This window comes from Rhizobium sp. 18065 (genome assembly GCF_902706095.1).
In the GTDB taxonomy this organism is placed as follows: domain Bacteria; phylum Pseudomonadota; class Alphaproteobacteria; order Rhizobiales; family Rhizobiaceae; genus Allorhizobium.
On the sequence record NZ_CACSJP010000009.1, the window covers coordinates 42,199 to 60,567 of the forward strand.

An 18,369-nucleotide genomic window follows, 5' to 3' on the forward strand; every position below is an offset into this window, starting at 1 on the left:
CGACGGCGCCTGGGCTTTCGGTGCGGCTCAGCCTTCTCACCATGATGAGTGCAAAGGCAGTGGGTAAGGCCCATCAGCAAACCCAGTTCGTACCCGAACAGGCGCGACAGGACTGTGCGGCTTTGGCTGAATTCCGGCCGGACGAGGGCGAGAACACCCCCAGGTCGAGCAGCATCCCGCCAATCCGCCACACAGGCCACGGATTTTGCTTGGATAAACTGTGATTGGTTGATCTAGCGCAAGGATCCCCTTCGACGAAGGTTCCAATGCTTCGGTGACGATTTGCAGGAATGTTGGAATGAAAATCTACCGTCTGGTCCTTTTGCTGTGTGCCACACTTTGCCTTGCGGTTTCGGCCAGCGCGGCGACGGTGTTGCACCAGTATCTGCCTGCGGCAACCGCCTCGGATCTCGTTCCGGGCGCAGAGGCGTTCGGTCCCGTGCGCGAGGATATCGCCGTTGCACCGGTACTGAAGGACGGGCAAACCGTCGCTTGGGTATTCGTCACATCGGATTTCGTCGGCACGACGGGCTACTCCGGAAAGCCAATTCACACGCTTGTGGCGGTGGACATGGACGCGAAAATCATCGGCGTCCAGTTGATAAAGCACTCGGAGCCCATCGTTCTGATTGGCATTCCGGAAGCGAAGGTCAAGGCTCTGGTCGCCGGCTACGCCGGCCTCGATCTGGTCGCTGAAGCAAATTCCGGCGGCACGGCCCATGAGGTTGATATCATCTCCGGCGCGACGGTGACGGTTATGGTGATCGACGATTCCATCGTCCGTTCAGGACTGAAGGTCGCTCGTGCGCTCGGTCTTGGCGGCTTGACGACGAAAGCGCAGGATGCTGGACCGCGCTTTGTAATTGCCCCCGATGCCGCACCTCCCGTCGACTGGGTCGAGGCCGAGGGCGATGGCACTCTCCGACGGCTGTCGCTGGACGTGGCCCAGGTCAATAGCGCTTTCGCTGGGCATCCCGATGCGCGCGCCGGTGAGCGCGCGCTGACGGAACCGCAGGAAACGACTTACATTGACATGCATGCTGCCCTGGTTTCCGTGCCAGCCATCGGCAAGGCATTGCTCGGCTCCGCCGAAGAGACCAATCTCAATGCCTGGCTGGGGCAGGGCGAAAGCGCTATCGCCTTGGTAGGACGCGGGCTCTATTCGTTCAAGGGCTCGGGCTACGTGCGCGGCGGCATCTTCGATCGCATCGTCCTAATCCAGGATGATGTCTCCGTCCGCTTTCGTGACCGCGACCATCGTCGTCTCGGCAGTATCGCCCTTCCTGGAACGCCAAACTTCACCGAAATGGATCTCTTCCGCATACCCGCAAATGTTGGCTTCGATCCGAGCAAGCCGTTCCGCATCCAGCTTCTGGCGCATCGCGAGGTAGGCCCAATCGAAAAGGTCTTCCATACTTTCGATCTCGGCTACCAGCTACCGCAGAAATATCTGAAGGCTGTCGCGGCACCGGTGAAAAATGTCGAGACCGTCGTTGACCGGGATGAGGGAACGGCGCAGGCGAATTTGTGGAAACGCATCTGGGCCGACAAGACACTGGAGATTGCGGTCCTTGGCTCCATGCTGTTCGTGCTGACCGGTGTCTTCTTCTTCCAGACCTACGCGGTCCAAAACGCCAGAGGATTTTACATCTTCCGCATTCTTTTCCTGACGGTGACGCTCGTCTTCCTTGGGTGGTATGCCAACGCCCAGCTGTCAGTGGTCAATCTGATGGCGCTGTTCGGCAGCCTCGTCACCGGCTTCAGCTGGCAGGCCTTTCTGCTCGATCCGATGACTTTCATTCTCTGGTTCTCAGTTGCGGCAGCTCTACTGTTCTGGGGACGTGGTGCCTATTGTGGCTGGCTTTGCCCATTCGGCGCCCTGCAGGAACTGACCAACCAGATCGCCCGCAAGCTGCGCATCCCACAATGGACACTCCCCTGGGGGCTGCATGAGCGGTTGTGGCCGCTCAAATACATGATTTTCCTAGGTCTGTTCGGGGTCTCATTGATGAGTGTCGAACAAGCCGAGCATCTGGCCGAGATAGAACCGTTCAAGACCGCGATCATACTGAAGTTCATCCGCGCCTGGCCGTTCGTGGCTTACGTGGCAGCACTTCTTGTTGCCGGGCTTTTCGTTGAACGCTTCTACTGCCGCTATCTATGCCCTCTGGGAGCAGCACTCGCGATCCCGGCGCGCATGCGCATGTTCGATTGGCTCAAGCGCTACCATGAGTGTGGAAGTCCCTGCCAGACCTGCGCCAATCAATGTCCGGTACAGGCGATCCACCGAACCGGCGAGATCAACCCGAACGAGTGCATCAACTGCCTGCACTGTCAGGTGCTCTACCAGTCCGAAAGCGTCTGCCCCGTCGTGATCAAGAAGATGAAGTCGCGGGCAAAAATCGCGGCAAGCCCTGGGATTAGTCCGGTTCACCAATCTGCAGCACAAGTCTAAGCAAAAAAGGAAGTCGATTATGGAAATGAATGACAAAAAGGGTCTGAGCCGGCGGGAGCTGTTCAGTGCCACGGCAGGTACAGCCGTCCTAGCCAGTACGGTGGGCACTGCTGCGCTCGGCCTAGGCGCTACGACCTTGGCAACTTCGGCCCGCGCTGCGACAGGAGGCGAAGGTTCTGTCGCACCCGGCAAGCTAGACGACTATTATGGATTCTGGTCATCGGGCCAGACCGGTGAGATGCGCATCCTCGGCATTCCCTCCATGCGCGAGTTGATGCGCGTACCGGTGTTCAACCGCTGCTCTGCCACCGGCTGGGGGCAGACAAATGAATCGATCCAGATCCATCAGCGCACGATGTCGGAGAAGACGAAGAAGCAACTTGCCGCCAATGGCAAGCAGATCCACGACAACGGTGACCTGCACCACGTCCACATGTCCTTTACCGAGGGTAAGTATGACGGCCGCTTCCTGTTCATGAACGACAAGGCGAACACGCGCGTCGCCCGCGTACGCTGCGACGTGATGAAGACCGACGCAATTCTGGAAATCCCGAATGCCAAGGGTATCCACGGCTTGCGTCCGCAAAAATGGCCGCGCTCCAATTACGTCTTCTGCAATGGCGAAGACGAGGCGCCGCTGGTCAACGACGGTTCGACCATGACCGACGTGTCGACCTATGTAAACATCTTCACTGCAGTCGATGCCGACAAGTGGGACGTGGCTTGGCAGGTCAAGGTATCGGGGAACCTCGACAATTGCGACGCCGACTACGAAGGCAAATGGGCGTTCTCGACCAGCTATAATTCGGAAATGGGCATGAACCTCGAGGAAATGACCAAGTCTGAGATGGACCATGTCGTCGTCTTCAACCTCGCCGAAATCGAGAAGGCAATCGCCGCCGGCCGCTTCGAGGAGATCAATGGCGTCAAGGTCGTAGATGGCCGCAAGGAAGCGAAGTCCCTCTTCACCCGTTACATCCCGATCGCCAATAATCCGCACGGCTGCAACATGGCGCCGGACAAGAAGCACTTGTGCATTGGCGGCAAGCTTTCGCCAACTGTCACCGTTCTTGACGTGACGAAGTTCGACGCGTTGTTCTACGACAATGCCGAGCCACGCAGCGCAGTTGTGGCAGAGCCAGAACTCGGCCTTGGACCGCTACACACAGCTTTCGACGGACGCGGCAATGCCTACACATCGCTCTTCCTCGACAGCCAGGTGGTGAAGTGGAATATCGACGAGGCCATCCGTGCGTACGCCGGCGAGAAGGTCGATCCGATCAAGGATAAGATCGATGTCCAATACCAGCCCGGTCATTTGAAGATCGTGATGGGCGAGACGCTTGATGCGGCAAACGACTGGTTGGTGTGCCTTTGCAAATTCTCCAAAGACCGCTTCCTGAATGTCGGACCGCTGAAGCCGGAAAACGACCAGCTCATTGACATCTCCGGCGACAAGATGAGGCTGGTGCATGATGGCCCGACTTTTGCCGAGCCTCACGATGCCATCGCCGTCGCGCCCTCGATCTTGCCAAACATCCGTTCAATCTGGGAGCGCAAGGATCCGATGTGGGCCGAAACGCGTAAGCGGGCCGAGGCCGACGACGTCAATATCGATGAGTGGACGGATGCGGTTGTCCGCGATGGCAACAAGGTACGCGTCTACATGACCTCTGTAGCTCCTGCGTTCAGTCTGGAAAGCTTTTCCGTGAAGGAGGGTGACGAGGTTACTGTCATCGTCACCAATCTCGACGAGATCGATGATCTCACTCACGGCTTCACAATGGGCAATCATGGTGTCGCGATGGAGATTGGTCCACAGCAGACGAGTTCGGTCACCTTCGTCGCGGCGAATCCGGGTGTCTATTGGTACTATTGCCAATGGTTTTGCCATGCGCTGCATATGGAAATGCGAGGACGCATGTTTGTCGAGCCGAAGGACGCCTGATCCATGCGGTTCTCTGTTCTCCTGATCGGGCTTGTTCTCACCTCGCCGCTTGCGGCTGAGGAGCGTTCGATCGCACCGGGAACAGGCAGCCTTGCAGTCGCCATCGCCGGGGCAGCCCCCGGCGATGTGCTGAGATTGAAAGACGGAACCTATACAGGTCCCGTTGTCATCGACCGGGCGCTTTCCGTCATCGGCCCGCGAGGGGCGGTGGTGGACGGGCAAGGGTCAGGCAGCGTGGTTACAATCAGCGCGACCGACGTGACTTTGACAGGGTTCACTGTCACCGGCTCGGGCCGCATCAACCAGGACCTTGATGCGGGTGTGAAGATCCTGGAAGGGGCCGATCGGGTACGTGTGGAAAAATTGCTCGTCGCCGGCAATATGCATGGCATCGATGTACATGGAGGTCGCGACGCCGCCGTCATCGGCAACGAGATCATCGGCACGGACAGCCCGCGGATGAACGAGCGGGGAAACGGCATCTATGTCTGGAACAGCCCCGGCACACTGCTGGAAGGCAACTCCATTCGCTACGGTCGCGACGGCATATTCTCCAATGCCAGTTCGAACAGCATCTATCGCGGCAATATCATGCGCGACCTGCGCTTTGCCGTGCACTTCATGTATACGCGAAATACCGAGGTTTCCGGCAACATCTCGATCGGCAATCATCTTGGCTTTGCCATCATGTTTTCCGACCGGGCCAGGATCATCGACAATCTCAGCCTCGGCGACCGCGAACACGGGCTAATGCTGAACTATGCCAACAATGCCGATGTCACCGGCAATCTGGTGCGCGGCGGCACGAAGAAATGCCTGTTCATCTACAACGCCCACAAGAATCTCATCTGGGAAAACCGGTTCGAGGGTTGCGGTATTGGCCTTCACTTTACCGCGGGCTCGGAGAAGAACGTGCTGACCGGCAACGCGTTCATCGCCAATCGCGAGCAGGTCAAGTATGTCGGCACCCGGAACATGGAATGGAGCCATGAGGGCAGGGGCAATTTCTGGTCTGATCATCCGGCTTTCGACCTCGACGGCAACGGAAGAGCCGACAGCTTCTACCGGCCAAACGATGTTATGGATCAAATCCTGTGGTCACAACCTGCGGCCAGCCTGTTGATCGGTTCGCCGGCCGTGCAGCTCGTGCGCTGGAGCCAGCGGGATTTTCCGGCCACGCTTCCAGGCGGCGTCCGCGATAGTTCCCCCTTGATGCGCCCCCTAACCATAGCGGTTCCCTCTAGAATTCTCGGGTACGAAGCCGAGGCTGCCGGTCGTTGGGCCGAAGGAAATTACGATGACACCGACGCTGACGATCTCTCGACTCACTAAGCGCTTCCAGTCCGTCGATGCGCTGAGGGATGTCTCGCTGACATTGCAGCCAGGGATGCGCGCAGCCTTGCTCGGCCATAACGGTGCGGGCAAATCGACGATGATGAAGATCATCCTTGGCCTCATTCCGTTCGACAGCGGAGACGTTTCGGTCTGCGGCGAGGCGCCGGGGTCGCCGGCTGCGCGCACGCAGGTTGCCTATCTGCCGGAGAATGTCGCCTTTCACCCGGCGCTCACCGGCGACGAGCAGGTCCGCCATTATCTGGCGCTGCGCGGAGAAAACCCGCGCGAAGCAACAGCACTTCTGGCGCGTGTCGGTCTCGCGCACGCTGCGCGGCGGCGGATCGGCACCTATTCCAAAGGCATGCGTCAGCGCGTCGGTCTCGCACAGACACTCATCGGTCGCCCTCGTCTCCTCGTGCTCGACGAGCCTACCTCGGGTCTCGACCCGGTTTCGCGGCGGGATTTCTACGACCTGCTCGATGGACTGGCCGCCGACGGAACCGCTATCCTTCTCTCCTCTCACGTGCTGACCGAGGTGGAAGCGCGCACGGACAGCATCCTGATCCTGTCCGGTGGTGCTCTGGTAGCGGAAGGTACCCTTGCCGAACTCAGAACCCGCGCTGCTCTCCCGATCGTCCTTCTTGTTCGCCCGGCGGACGGTCATGAACTCACGCTGGCAGCGGCATTTCCGGAAGCATCCGTCGGTGCCGATGGCCTGCTGCATCTGTGCTGCGCGCAAGCGGAGAAACTACCACTTCTCGCACGTATCACTGCACGGGGCGCAGAGGTCGCAGATCTGGATGTCGTCCCGCCGAGCCTCGAAGATATTTATAGCCATTTCAGCCGGAGAGACGGGCAATGAGCAGAATCATCGCCACCGCGATCTCGGAATTCAGCATTGCCTTCCGCAATCGCTGGGTCTCGATTGCTACCGGCATGATGGTGCTGTTTGCACTTGTGCTTGCTGCGGCCGGATCCGCCCCGACGGGCGATGTCGGCGTGGACCGGCTGTCCGTGACCGTCGCCTCCCTCACTTCGTTGGCCGTCTATCTCGTGCCGCTCCTTGCGTTGCTGATGAGTTTTGACGCCGTGGCGGGCGAGGTAGAGCGCGGGACACTTCCGCTACTCCTCACCTATCCTGTCTCTCGCCTGCAGATCCTGCTCGGCAAGCTCCTGGCGCATCTGGCAATCCTCGCGCTTGCGGTGACCCTGGGTTATGGCGCAGCAACGCTTGTAGCCGTCTGGTCCGATCAGGACGCGATCCAGGGAATGGGCTCGCTGTGGCGGTTGATCTGGTCCTCGGTTCTGCTCGGCGCTACCTTTCTCGGCGCCGGCTATGCGCTTTCGTCGTTGGCGAGGCGCCCGTCCGGTGCCGCGGGTCTTGCGATCGCGCTCTGGCTGGTTGCTGTGGTGCTTTACGATCTGGCGCTTCTGGCGCTGATCGTTACCGATAGCGGCGGCGCCTTCACGACGCAGGCATTGCCTTTCGCCTTGCTCGCAAATCCGGCCGATGCCTTTCGCGTCTTCAACCTCTCGGCAGGCGAGGCTGTCGCAGCCGCCGGCGGAATTGGCGGGGCGGCAGGTGCCATTCCCCTCTGGCAATCGGCCGCCTCGCTTGTCCTCTGGCCACTCGTCGCCATTGCGATTGCAGTTGCCGCGTTCCGAAAGGTGACCCCATGACAAAAGCTATGAGAAACCCGATGATACCGTCGCTGGGTGCAGGCCTTCGCTCCTTGTTGTTTGTTGTCTCGCTCGCACTTCTGCCTGCCTGCCAGCGTGACGAAGTCCAGAACGTCACGCCGCAAGACATGACGGCGGAAACTCTCGGCCATTACTGCCAGATGAACCTGCTGGAGCATCCGGGTCCGAAAGCGCAGGTGTTTCTCGAAGGCAATCCTGCGCCACTCTTCTTCAGCCAGGTGCGCGATGCAATCGCCTATATGCGCGGTCCCGAGCAGATGGCGCCGATCGTTGCTGTTTACGTCAACGACATGGGAGCCGAGGGCGCGACCTGGGATCGGCCCGGCGACGGCAACTGGTTCGCGGTCGACAAGGTCGTCTACGTTGTCGGTTCGACCCGTATGGGTGGGATGGGTGCTCCGGAGACAGTGCCGTTTTCCAGCAGGGAGAAAGCCGAGGCCTTCGCCTTGGCTGATGGTGGACGATTGCTGACATTGGCTGAAATTACCGACAACATGGTTCTGGCGCCGGTCGAAACCGAGCCGGAGCAAGACGGTTTTGACGCGGATTTTCAAAGTCGCCTACGTGCCCTGCCCAACCAAGCTGGAGGATAATCCATGCCTATAACCCGTCGCCGTCTTATCAGTATCTCTGCTGCCCTTGCCATCCTTCCTGCAACCGCGCGTGCCGCGACGCATTCAATCCGCCACTGGACAGGGCAAGCACTTGGCGCGCGCGCCTCGGTCCGGCTCGACCATCCAGAGGGCGAAGCCATCGCCGGCCGGGTCATGGCAGAAATCAACCGGCTGGAAGACATTCTTAGCCTGTATCGCCCGGACAGCGCTCTGGTCACCCTCAATCGAGACGGCCGGCTTGCCAATCCGCCCTTCGAACTGCTGGAATGCCTGTCGCTGGCCAGTGCGATACACAAGGCGAGCAGCGGGCGCTTCGATCCTACAATACAACCGCTCTGGGCTCTCTGGGCCGAAGCTGCCGCCCGGGGTGAGCGACCCAATGCTCGAGCGATAGAAGTTGCAAGACGCAATGTCGGCTGGCCCATGGTTCGGCTGGATACGTCTGTGATCACAATGAACCCGGGCATGGCAATGACGCTCAACGGAATTGGTCAAGGCTACGTAGGAGACCGTGTGGCTGCGTTGCTGGAGGCTGAAGGCTTGACCGACATTCTGATCGACACAGGCGAGTGGCGCGCGCTCGGCGGTCGCCCCGGCGGCGGTGAATGGCCGGTCCGGCTGGAATCGGGCGAGCGACTGGGCCTGCGTCAACGCGCGCTCGCTACGTCAGCCCCGTTCGGCACGACCTTCGACCAGACCGGCAAGGACGGGCACATCCTCGATCCCGCAACGGGCATGCCCACACCTGCGCCATGGCATATGGTATCGATCTCCGCTTCCTCTGCAGCGGTTGCCGATGCGCTCGCAACAGCTGCCTGCCTTATGCCCGACATAAGGTCGATGGAATCGCTAATTGAGGGGTTCTCTGATGCGCGGTTGGAGGCCAGGGTGTTGATTTTCACTGAGAAGTGACCCAGCGATGGAGTGAACCCCTCGGGCTGGACCACGGGAAACGGAAAGACTGACACACTGTGCGGGCCTCAATCGGAGAAGGCTCGTGAAGTCCCGAGGTCCATATCGACGCCGTTCAAATTGTAGCATACTCAGCACTCTTGGCGTCTCGACCACCCAGTTGAGCGTGGGCCGCGCGTCAAGCATCGCCTGTTGAATTTCAGCAGGATTTGATCCGTTTTTCCACGTTGCCCGCCCCACCTAGACCGGCGTAACCATCCGCTTATAAACACATATTTAGAGTTGTGCCGGGTCACGGCGCAATGAAAAACTGGATCAATCTCCCCGGTACTCAACAATAGCAGTTCTCGTTTATCTAACGCACACCTGAAAGGGCCGCGAATTGCGACTTGACTACTACAATGGAGTGGTCGTTTTCGACGTCTGCGGAGTTTGCTGCTCGAAACAGGTGGGACAGGGGCTGAACTCTCGGTCCGAAAGAGCGCAGCTTTCGGCCAAGTGCTGGTTGCGATCCCATGCAGAGCAATGGATCATTGCCTCTCTAGGCCGCTGATCTTGGTTTGGTGTCGGCACGGCCATAAGCTTGGCTCATACTACGCGTTTCGCTTTGCCACGAGCCAGCCAGGTGTTCTGTTTAATGTCCGCCACTCTTCCGCTACGGCCCCATATATTCAGCAGTCTGCCGGCGGAGCCGAGCATAGTTTATCGGTTCAGCTTGCTGCCACCTTCAACTTGGCTTGCTCGAGGGACCAGTACTCCATATCAAGAAGGTCGGCTTCTCCGATCGGTGTAAACCGGCCGTAGGCCTCGGCGGCATTGATGGCGCGCGTCGCCTGTTCGCACAGATCACCGCCAATTTTCGCGGCTTTGTCCGTGCCTCCAAGCGCATACATGCCTCTGTGTCGAACGACGATCACACGTGGATCGCTATCGAGAATCTGCTTGGGTTCGGTTTGCTGTGCAGCGTTCCGCGCGAAATACGATCTGTAGCGGTCAGCGTATGCATCGAGCGCCTTGATGATGGTGTCTTCGTCCGCATCCGTGTCGATGATCATCGGCCAAGGTTTGATCCTGATGACGTGATCGGGTGTGACGGTACCTCGCAGTGCAAGTTCATCGAGCGTTTCTTTCGCAGCATAATCTCGGATCGAGACCATGGAGCGATAGTCCAGAGAAAGCTTTTTCTCGAAAGGCGATGGCGGGCGTTTGAGAGCGCTTTCAAGCTTTTTTCTGAGTGCAAGATCCTCTTGACCATCACTGGTCTGGATACCGGTTAGTGTGACGCCCGCACGGGCCAGCTCTTCCTCTGCCATCGTCACGAATTCAATCATCAGTTCATAGGAGGTGCGGGCATTGTTTGCGAAGGTGAAAAGCCCGTGGCTCTGGAGCCATAGCCCTTCGCATCCCGGATTGTCCCTGTAGAAAAGGTCGCCTGCAATGGAGAGGTCGAAGCCCGGCATGACATAAGGGACATATGCTACGCGGTTACCGTAGATACGCTTGACTGTCTTGCGCATGTCCGGCTGGTTGGCCAGTGCAAGTATAGCCGTCGCATGTGTGTGATCGACAAAAGTGAAGGATAGGAACACGTGCAGCAGCGCCTCGACGGACGGACGGACGGATTGGGTGCATCTGCTGAGATCAGGTTCCGGCGCAGCAGCGCAACCATGTCGGGATCGGAAGGTTTTGGCCCGTCGCGCACCTCGAGCAGCGGCGCGAGCTGAACGGCGGTAGACCGTTCTCCAGCCGAGGTGGTCCGCGGTTCGGATCCCTTCAAAGCGAAGCACACTCGATCCATCCGGACTAGGTTCCTGATCTATATATCATAAAGGACATTGTCATACACAAGGTAGGCAGCAATGCCTTTGTGGCCGACCCGGAACACGGAGAACATCACTGCGTATTCAGATAGATTGTCAGCCAACCGGGATGACCAAAGCTATTGAGGAAGAGAAATCTAAACTACTCTTTATCCGGCTTGATTAGGCCAGATCTGTGCGATGCTGAAGGCTCTCACAGCGTCGTTTTCTGTCGCTCCACCATCACCGCCCGATAGTTGGAAAACAAGATAATCCCACCTCCGAGGAAGACCCAAAGATCGATGGCTTCGGCGTAAGCGTAATAGCCGACAATGGCAGCCATTGGCACGCGCAGGAAGTCGATTGGCATGACGACGGATGCGTCGAGACGTTTGAGTGCCTGGGCCTGACAGTAATGGGCGGCAAGCGCGCCGAGTCCAGCGACCAACATCCAGGGGATGTCGGTGAAGCTCACTGGACGCCAGTCCGTTAGCGACGCAAGGAAGCCGAGCGGCAGCTGGATGAAGATCATCCAGACGACGATTGCGCCGGCCGAAACCTCCCGCGTCAGCTGCTTGACTAAGATCAGTGACAGACCGTAGCCGGCGGCGGCAATCAGCACGAGCCCTGCGGCCGGATCTACCATGCCGATGCCCGGCCGGACGATGACGAGGACGCCGATGAAGCCGCCGATGGTGGCAAGTATCCGCAACCTCGTCAGCTGTTCCTTTAAGAACAGGAAGGCGAAAAAGGCAACCCAGATCGGCATGGTAAATTCCAGAGCGAACACTGAAGCGAGTGGCAGCATCACGACGCCGATCGTCCATAGGTATTGGGCAAAGAAATGCACGACATTTCGCGCCAAATGTAGCCCAATCAGCTTGCCTTTCCGCAGTTCGGGCAGCAGCGCACGGCCGAGCGTAAGGATGACGAAGAGGCCCACGAGCGCGCGGAAGAACAGCACCTGCTGGATGGACAGTGTGCTGGCAAGCTCGCGCGAGCCGACTGACATGCCGATGAAAGAGATCATGCTGAGGCCCATCCACAGGAGCCCTTGCGTGAACGTATTATGCGGCAACTCTTGTGCTGGGGGGGAATTGTTCGACATGCTGGAGCCTTCTTCATGTTCTTGCCCAGACGCGCGCTGCGTCGAGAGCGCGTCTGTGTCAAAGGTTCGGGTGCAGATCAGGCCGCTGACGGGCCCGGATCATCAGTAGCATCCGGTGCGGCGGGAACCTTGAGGCGCGCTTGATCCATCCCGCTGGACACTATGCGCAGCAGTGGCTTCTGCCTTAGGGGATTGGCTGCTTGTTTAAGCGCCCGGCGTTCGCGCAATGAAGCCTCCGGCTGATATTCCACTCTCTCGAGTAGAATCCGGTCTTCCAGTCCGTTTGCATTGGTGAACACCATATCTTGGCCTTCCTTAAGACCGAGAAGACCCAGACCGCGCGTAGTCGTGATGGGCAGGAACATGCCAATCGGCGCGGTGACCTGACCGGTCGAGAGCACGCGGGTATCCCTCGCGCTGCCATTGACACGGAAGCTAACTCTACTGTTGATGCTGGCGATCCCGTCTGGCAGATCCTCGCGAAAAACGACGACTGCCTTGGCGATTTTATGGCAAATGATCGGAAGAAGCAGTTGGTATCGACCGCGCGGGTCGTCAGCCATCGCCTCCAAAATGGAGCAATCTTTCGTGGTGAGGATGAAGTGATCGTCTGACATCGCAGTTCTCCTTTGCTCCAGCGGGAGCACGCATATGAAATATGAACTGGAGATCCCCTGCCCACACGAGACGGGGGCAGGGGGCGACTATCCTGCGATGAGGCAACCTCCATAGAGTGAGCGGCGGCAAGGTAGCGGACATCGCATTATGATGCGGACCGCACTTCCACGGTGCCTTTGGAGGCGGGAAAACCTGCAGCCAGCGCCTCCACCCTCTCTACTGTGAGGCGATGGACTCGCCCATCTCGAGATGTCCAGTCGATGGACTGACCCGTGGAAAGGCCGATCAGGGCGGCGCCGATAGGCGTAAGAACGGATACTTTGCCGGCCGCGATATTGGCTTCGCCGGGGAAAACGAGCATGACTAGGCGTTCATCGCCGAGGTCGCTTACAAAGTGGAGCGTCGAGCCCATGCGCACGACATCAGAGCCGATCTTGTTGTCTGGAACAATGCGGGCGCGGTCGAGCTCGACCAGGAGTTCTTCGGACACCTCCGGATTGCGCGCCATGTGTGCCTCGGCAAGGCGTGAGAGCCTCTCGTGGTCGGAATGGGTAACGACGATGGCCGGCTTGCGATGCGATTTCTTTTCGGTAGCCATTGCTGGTTTCCTATATATGTACGCAGCCACGCACAAAGCGCGCTGCATTCGATTAGATAGAATTGGAAAGACTGTCGCCTCTTTCGGCTGCTTCAACCGACTTGCGGAAAGCTACCTATGCCCCTCGACCGGGGTGAGACACGACCGGGCCGGGGGTCATATGCCTGCGATAAGGCATACTCGCTTGAGACTATTGTGGAGGGGCTCGATCAACATCTCTTGAAGATGTGCCCGTTAATCGCGGAAGTCAAGCAGGGTAGGTGAAGCTGTTAGGTGATTGACGGTTTGATTAAAGCTAATCCACTCAAGCCTGTTTCATAACCATCATAAAATCCACGCTACCAATCGGCTCCCCAAACCCATTTCGTTTTGCATATGTTTTGAGGTGCCAGCCAATTCGCCGCCCGATATTCAAGCGCCTCACCAATCGTTACGAGGCGGAGTGTTAACCGGCAAGGCGCTGTTTTATGGCGGCTCAAGAGAGCGGAGGGAAGTGACCGGATATGGTGCAACCTATTTTGTCGCGCGGATGCTTTCGACGAAAGGCCACAGCTTTGAAAGCAAACGCGTGCTGGTCTCTGGATCCGGCAACGTCGCAAGCTAGAACATGGAAAGTCGTGGAATTCGGGGGGGAAGATTGCCGCTTGCTCGGCTTCCGGCGTCTGTATCCTCGATGAGAATGGCGTCTATCTCGACCTCTTTAAAGGAGATCAAGCAACAACGCCGCGGTCGGATATCAGAATATGTTGGTTTATTGGGCGCTGGTAGCAACTGAATCGAATGGGGGGCAATCTGGGAAGTAGCGCGCGATATCGCAGTACCTTCAGTGGCTCAGAACCAGTTGACGGGAAGCGATGCCAAGGCCCTGATCAGGAACAAGGTCATCGCAGTCGGCGAAGGCGCCAGCATGCCGACCACACCGCAAGCAGTGCGGCGTTTTCAGGAGGCAGGGGTCTTGTTTGTACCGGGCAAACCCGCCAATGCAGGTTGCCTCGCAACGTCGGCGTTGGAAATGCAGCGGAATGCGTCGCGGGATAGCTGGACCTTCGAGCAGACAGAAAAGCGCTTGGCGACGACAATGCAGAATATCCATGATACATGCGCTACGATAGCCGAAGAATACGGCGCGGCGGGCGACTTTGTGCTCGGCGCCAACATCTGTGGCTTCGTCAGAGTGGCCGAGGCGATGGATGCGCTCGGCATGATCTGACGACCTCGTGGTGACACCTGTCGGCGCTGATGCGCGTTGACAGGTTTGACTTTTGCGATCTACCGGCGCAAAGACGCGGTATGGCAACGTTTGTGATTCAACTCCCCAGAGAGCCTCAGCGCTCGAAAAACGGCTCCTGGCCCGAACGCAGGTAAATCCTGGTTTGCGTTCGGGGAACCAGGATCATGTCGTTCCCTAAACGATAGCGGTGGCTGACGCCTCTCGCTAAATCTTCCGGCTTTAACATCTTGAGCAGAAAACCCATAGCACCCCGCGGTAAGCGGGTGACGCTTCCGCGAGCGCTGTCCAAACTTGGCCACTGTTCGCGAACTCAGGCCGAACGGTTGATTGCCGAGGGCCGGGTGGCGCTTAATGGCCGTCGCGCCATGGATCCATCGGTATGGGTGGATATTGTATCGGACCAAATGGCAGTCGATGGACAGCCTGTTTCGGAACCGACGAAGCTCTACATCATGATGAACAAACCACGCGGTCTGATTACGACGCGTGATGATCCCGCTGGCCGTGCGACGGTATTCGACTGCCTCAGGCTTAAGGACATGGGGTTCGTTTCACCGGTCGGTCGCCTGGACAAAGCCAGCGAAGGCTTGCTGTTGTTTACCAATGACACAGTCCTCTCGCAGCGGCTTCTTGACCCTGTCACGAATGTACCCAAGATCTACCACGTCCAAGTCGGGGGAGAAATTGGCACTCCGGAACTGGAACAGATGATTTTCGGCATTCCCAGCGACGGTGAGCTCCTCCGCGCCACCTCCGTTGACCTTTTGCGTCGCGGCAGCAAGAACTCATGGATTGAGGTCGAACTGCGCGAGGGTCGGTACCGGCAAATCCGCAGAATGCTGGAAGGTGTTGGACTGGACTGTCTGCGCCTGGTCAGGATAGCGGTCGACACGCTGCGATTGGGTGATTTACAAAAAGGAGACAGCAGGCCTCTCACCACCTCTGAAATCGCCTCACTGCGCAAGCGCGCAGGGTTCGAATAGTCTATTGGGCATGTCACTTTTTGACGAGAAGCCGGCGCTTGTCGTCAATATAAAAAATGAAATCCCGCGTTCCTCCATCTCGAATATGCCAGACTATCACCGATCATTAGGTTCAGTTTTAGGCTGAAATTGCCTCGCTGCATTCGGCCTGAACTTATGAAGCAGTCCAACCTTTTATCCGCACCCCTATCCTGTGCTACCGGGTCAGTTCTCAGTGGCAATCAACAACTTGATGTAGACATTGCAGGCTCAGGGCGCGTACCGAGCAAATACGCTCGGTACGCGCCATACCAGCGAGATGCCCCACGGTTGGTTCCCCGCAAGCCGAATTGGATACGAACGCTACGCATTGAATATGCTCAGTTCCTCAGCAGCAGACTGCAATAATCGAGCGAAGTCCGGTTCAGATGCCTTCTCCACCGTTTCGCTCAATGACTGCCAACTGCGCGTCCGTTGGTGCTTCTCAGGCCATTGAAGCAGGGTTGCACGCACACGCAGTGCGAAGAGAGTGACCCGGAAAAGCGGCTTGCAGCCGTCTTCGAGATCGCGTCCATGTATGTAGCTTCCAATTGGGGCCGGATGCATATCGCCGAAGACGCCGGCCTCTTCAAACGCCTCTCGGGCAGCCGATTGCGCTGGAGTCCGGCCGTTGATGAGTGACCCTTTAGGAACGATCCAGCGACCACGCCTCCGGGACGTAATCATCAGAATTCTGACGTTACCTTGACGATCGCGGCGCCAGGGCAAAGCACCGAACTGATGCACCACTCCCGGTTGATCGAAGATGGCGGCACTTACGAACCCCTCATGTGCGTTCATGTCGTTGCCTCCCTGGTCGAGCGGTCAACACAAAATTGTCACGTGGGAAAGACACGTAGATCGACAAAAGCGCACAGCACCAAGGGCAGCGGTACGCCGCACGCGGGAGGGCGCGATTGCATGAGGGGCAGGGATTAATTTTCAACGGAGTGCTCACGGAGGGCTCCACTCACTGCAACGTCAGGAACGCCGCAAAAATGAACCGCATGAATTAAACTATCCCGGAGCAGAAGGCTTGGCGGTCTTCCAGTATCAAATCGAGTTACTGCTCCGGGCAAAGCGGCGTGCTTTACTCGTAAGCCTCGATAGTCTGATAAATGTTTCCATGCACATGTTCGTTATGTAGGAATTAGATTACGCTCTTTCAAGCCAATGAGCGAACGTCGTGCTAATTTTTGTTGTCTATCAAGAATTTGACTTTCCGCTAGAACTATCCCATGCTTCCTCAAATGATCAGTTTTGTGATTATAAGCGCTTTTCAGGTGCGGCTTCAAATTGGCCATTAGCCCTGGTTCGGACATGTTGCGATAGCGACGCCGGGCCAGGGGACCTTTCCCATTCGTGTAGTTCTCTGGAGCAGTCTCAGCCGCAGCGCGAATGGCGTCATGCGCCCTTATGGCTGCTGGAAAGGCAAAAAATATGGCCAAACGTATTGGTAACCGTGAAGTTCGCAAACCAAAGAAAATCACGGAAAAGAAGCAGGAGGCGATGTCCGTCGCAACACTAGGCGCAGGTGGTTCGAACCCCAAGAAGCGCAAATAGGTGAGACCAGGCGCCCTCACGCGATAAAATCGGAAGGACGTCTTGCGCCTAAACGCCGGCATATGCGGCATGAGGAATTGCCTGGGAAAAGCGACCGCGGGACGCCTTCAGGACGGAGCTGTAACCTGTAGATGTCCGCGATGTGGTACTTGACCACCGGTCTCCGACCGGTGGTCCTCATGTTGGAAAACCAAGCGTATCACGCGTGCTTTAGCGCGATGTCAAAGGACGGTCTCCATTGATATCTCTGATGCGTGTTGGGAGCCCCATACCGTTCAACAGTTCAAGAAGCGGGCGCGGGCGCAGTTCTTCGACATTCGCCATTCTTCCGATATCCCATTCTCCTGTTGCGACGAGCATTGCGGCTGCGACGGCCGGAACGCCAGCCGTATAGGAAATCCCTTGGGAGCCAACTTCCTCGAAAGCCTGCTTGTGATCGGCGACGTTATAGATGAACACCTCGCGCTCCACCCCATCCTTGATGCCCTTGACGAAATCGCCGATGCAGGTCTTGCCAACATAATCCGGGGCAAGGGACGTCGGGTCTGGCAACACCGCCTTGACGACCTTGATCGGCACGACCTCAAGTCCCTCCGCCGTTTTCACCGGCTGCTCGGAGAGAAGGCCGAGCGTGTTCAGCACCGTGAAGACGTTGATGTAGTGATCGCCGAACCCCATCCAGAAGCGTATATCCGCACCTTCCATATGCCTTGAGAGCGAGTGAACCTCATCATGGCCGGTCAAATAGGCCTTTTGCCTGCCGACGACAGGCAGATCGAATTCCTGACCAACCTCAAACATCGTGTTTGTCTGCCAGGCGCCTTTTTGCCAGGAATAGACTTTGCCGGTGAATTCGCGGAAATTGATTTCCGGGTCGAAGTTGGTGGAGAAATACCGGCCGTGGCTACCGGCATTGATATCGACGATATCGACGGCGGTGACCGTGTCGAAATACTCGTCCTTGGCGAGCCTCGCATAGGCGTTGACGACGCCTGGATCGAACCCGATGCCGAGAATGGCCGTTAGACCCTTGTGCTCGCACTCCTCGGCCCGTTTCCACTCGTAGTTTCCATACCACGGCGGTGTTTCGCAGATCTTTTTGGGGTCCTCGTGGATCGCCGTGTCCAGATAGGCCGCACCAGCGTCGATGCAGGCGCGCAGCACCGACATGTTGACGAAGGCGGAACCGACATTGATCACGATCTGGGAACCTGTTCTGGCAATAAGCGCCTTGGTCGCTTCCGGATCCATGGCGTCGAGCGTATGCGCCTCAAGCCTCACGTCCGTCTTCAGGCTGTTTTTCCCATGAATGGACTCCACGATCCTGTAGCATTTTTCGACAGTGCGGGATGCAATGTGAATGTCTCCCAATACATCGCTGTTCTGGGCGCACTTGTGTGCCACGACCTGAGCCACGCCACCGGCGCCAATGATGAGAACGTTCTTTTTCATTTCGGGGGATAACTCCTTGCAATACTAGAATGAA

At 57.8% G+C, this 18,369-nt stretch carries 14 protein-coding genes and 2 pseudogenes; 10 read left to right on the forward strand and 6 right to left on the reverse strand.

The window, feature by feature from the left end; all coding sequences use genetic code 11:
* Positions 1 to 298: 298 nt before the first annotated feature.
* The 7 genes from GVK95_RS19330 to GVK95_RS19360 are packed head-to-tail and all read left to right on the forward strand — an operon-like array spanning position 299 to position 8,965.
* Positions 299 to 2,455, forward strand: coding sequence for a NosR/NirI family protein (locus GVK95_RS19330; protein ID WP_159952336.1), 2,157 nt, complete (start codon positions 299 to 301; stop codon positions 2,453 to 2,455).
* Between the two features lie 19 nt (positions 2,456 to 2,474).
* Entirely contained in the window at positions 2,475 to 4,403 is a 1,929-nt protein-coding gene (gene nosZ / locus GVK95_RS19335; protein WP_200844333.1) for a TAT-dependent nitrous-oxide reductase, read from the forward strand.
* A 3-nt stretch (positions 4,404 to 4,406) separates the two neighbouring features.
* Positions 4,407 to 5,735 (forward strand): nitrous oxide reductase family maturation protein NosD, encoded by a 1,329-nt coding sequence (locus tag GVK95_RS19340; RefSeq protein WP_159952337.1) that lies wholly within the window; start codon positions 4,407 to 4,409, stop codon positions 5,733 to 5,735.
* Positions 5,701 to 6,600 (forward strand): ABC transporter ATP-binding protein, encoded by a 900-nt coding sequence (locus tag GVK95_RS19345; RefSeq protein ID WP_159952338.1) that lies wholly within the window; start codon positions 5,701 to 5,703, stop codon positions 6,598 to 6,600. The genes GVK95_RS19340 and GVK95_RS19345 overlap by 35 nt, the downstream gene beginning before the upstream one ends.
* The gene (locus GVK95_RS19350) at positions 6,597 to 7,418 is read left to right on the forward strand and encodes an ABC transporter permease subunit (RefSeq protein WP_159952339.1); all 822 of its coding nucleotides are present in this window, start codon (positions 6,597 to 6,599) and stop codon (positions 7,416 to 7,418) included. The genes GVK95_RS19345 and GVK95_RS19350 overlap by 4 nt, the downstream gene beginning before the upstream one ends.
* Positions 7,415 to 8,032, forward strand: coding sequence for a nitrous oxide reductase accessory protein NosL (locus GVK95_RS19355; RefSeq protein WP_200844334.1), 618 nt, complete (start codon positions 7,415 to 7,417; stop codon positions 8,030 to 8,032). Before GVK95_RS19350 ends, GVK95_RS19355 begins: the two co-directional genes overlap by 4 nt.
* Positions 8,033 to 8,035: 3 nt before the next feature.
* Positions 8,036 to 8,965 (forward strand): FAD:protein FMN transferase, encoded by a 930-nt coding sequence (locus tag GVK95_RS19360; protein WP_159952340.1) that lies wholly within the window; start codon positions 8,036 to 8,038, stop codon positions 8,963 to 8,965.
* A 710-nt stretch (positions 8,966 to 9,675) separates the two neighbouring features.
* Here GVK95_RS19360 and GVK95_RS19365 read toward each other — a convergent pair.
* From GVK95_RS19365 to rnk, 4 genes and pseudogenes are all read right to left on the reverse strand, one after another.
* Positions 9,676 to 10,694: pseudogene (locus GVK95_RS19365) on the reverse strand (class II aldolase/adducin family protein); the annotation flags it as partial.
* A 284-nt stretch (positions 10,695 to 10,978) separates the two neighbouring features.
* Positions 10,979 to 11,872, reverse strand: coding sequence for a DMT family transporter (locus tag GVK95_RS19370; RefSeq protein ID WP_159952341.1), 894 nt, complete (start codon positions 11,870 to 11,872; stop codon positions 10,979 to 10,981).
* A 77-nt stretch (positions 11,873 to 11,949) separates the two neighbouring features.
* Positions 11,950 to 12,489, reverse strand: a complete 540-nt coding sequence (locus GVK95_RS19375) for a nucleoside-diphosphate kinase (protein ID WP_159952342.1) — start codon at positions 12,487 to 12,489, stop codon at positions 11,950 to 11,952.
* A 146-nt stretch (positions 12,490 to 12,635) separates the two neighbouring features.
* Complete coding sequence (gene rnk / locus GVK95_RS19380; RefSeq protein WP_159952343.1) at positions 12,636 to 13,088, reverse strand: nucleoside diphosphate kinase regulator; 453 nt, start codon at positions 13,086 to 13,088, stop codon at positions 12,636 to 12,638.
* A gap of 410 nt (positions 13,089 to 13,498) precedes the next feature.
* Between rnk and GVK95_RS19385 the strand changes: the two are divergent.
* A pseudogene (locus GVK95_RS19385) lies at positions 13,499 to 14,298 on the forward strand (glutamate dehydrogenase); the annotation flags it as partial.
* Between the two features lie 248 nt (positions 14,299 to 14,546).
* Entirely contained in the window at positions 14,547 to 15,302 is a 756-nt protein-coding gene (locus tag GVK95_RS19390; RefSeq protein WP_244618824.1) for a pseudouridine synthase, read from the forward strand.
* A 342-nt stretch (positions 15,303 to 15,644) separates the two neighbouring features.
* Here the strand turns inward: GVK95_RS19390 and GVK95_RS19395 are convergent, their stop codons facing one another.
* Complete coding sequence (locus GVK95_RS19395; protein ID WP_159952344.1) at positions 15,645 to 16,121, reverse strand: NUDIX hydrolase; 477 nt, start codon at positions 16,119 to 16,121, stop codon at positions 15,645 to 15,647.
* A 639-nt stretch (positions 16,122 to 16,760) separates the two neighbouring features.
* Here GVK95_RS19395 and GVK95_RS25375 point away from each other — a divergent pair.
* Positions 16,761 to 16,883, forward strand: coding sequence for a hypothetical protein (locus GVK95_RS25375; RefSeq protein ID WP_280178083.1), 123 nt, complete (start codon positions 16,761 to 16,763; stop codon positions 16,881 to 16,883).
* 210 nt (positions 16,884 to 17,093) lie between these two features.
* Here the strand turns inward: GVK95_RS25375 and GVK95_RS19400 are convergent, their stop codons facing one another.
* A complete protein-coding gene (locus GVK95_RS19400; protein ID WP_159952345.1) occupies positions 17,094 to 18,335 on the reverse strand; it encodes a saccharopine dehydrogenase family protein in 1,242 nt (413 codons plus the stop codon).
* Between the last annotated feature and the right edge of the window lie 34 nt (positions 18,336 to 18,369).

Coding starts and splice junctions, on each gene's coding strand:
- GVK95_RS19330 (WP_159952336.1), top strand. CDS start 299: ATGAAAATCTACCGTCTGGTCCTTTTGCTGTGTGCCACACTTTGCCTT.
- nosZ (WP_200844333.1), top strand. CDS start 2,475: ATGGAAATGAATGACAAAAAGGGTCTGAGCCGGCGGGAGCTGTTCAGT.
- GVK95_RS19340 (WP_159952337.1), top strand. CDS start 4,407: ATGCGGTTCTCTGTTCTCCTGATCGGGCTTGTTCTCACCTCGCCGCTT.
- GVK95_RS19345 (WP_159952338.1), top strand. CDS start 5,701: ATGACACCGACGCTGACGATCTCTCGACTCACTAAGCGCTTCCAGTCC.
- GVK95_RS19350 (WP_159952339.1), top strand. CDS start 6,597: ATGAGCAGAATCATCGCCACCGCGATCTCGGAATTCAGCATTGCCTTC.
- GVK95_RS19355 (WP_200844334.1), top strand. CDS start 7,415: ATGACAAAAGCTATGAGAAACCCGATGATACCGTCGCTGGGTGCAGGC.
- GVK95_RS19360 (WP_159952340.1), top strand. CDS start 8,036: ATGCCTATAACCCGTCGCCGTCTTATCAGTATCTCTGCTGCCCTTGCC.
- GVK95_RS19370 (WP_159952341.1), bottom strand. CDS start 11,872: ATGTCGAACAATTCCCCCCCAGCACAAGAGTTGCCGCATAATACGTTC.
- GVK95_RS19375 (WP_159952342.1), bottom strand. CDS start 12,489: ATGTCAGACGATCACTTCATCCTCACCACGAAAGATTGCTCCATTTTG.
- rnk (WP_159952343.1), bottom strand. CDS start 13,088: ATGGCTACCGAAAAGAAATCGCATCGCAAGCCGGCCATCGTCGTTACC.
- GVK95_RS19395 (WP_159952344.1), bottom strand. CDS start 16,121: ATGAACGCACATGAGGGGTTCGTAAGTGCCGCCATCTTCGATCAACCG.
- GVK95_RS25375 (WP_280178083.1), top strand. CDS start 16,761: ATGGCCAAACGTATTGGTAACCGTGAAGTTCGCAAACCAAAGAAAATC.
- GVK95_RS19400 (WP_159952345.1), bottom strand. CDS start 18,335: ATGAAAAAGAACGTTCTCATCATTGGCGCCGGTGGCGTGGCTCAGGTC.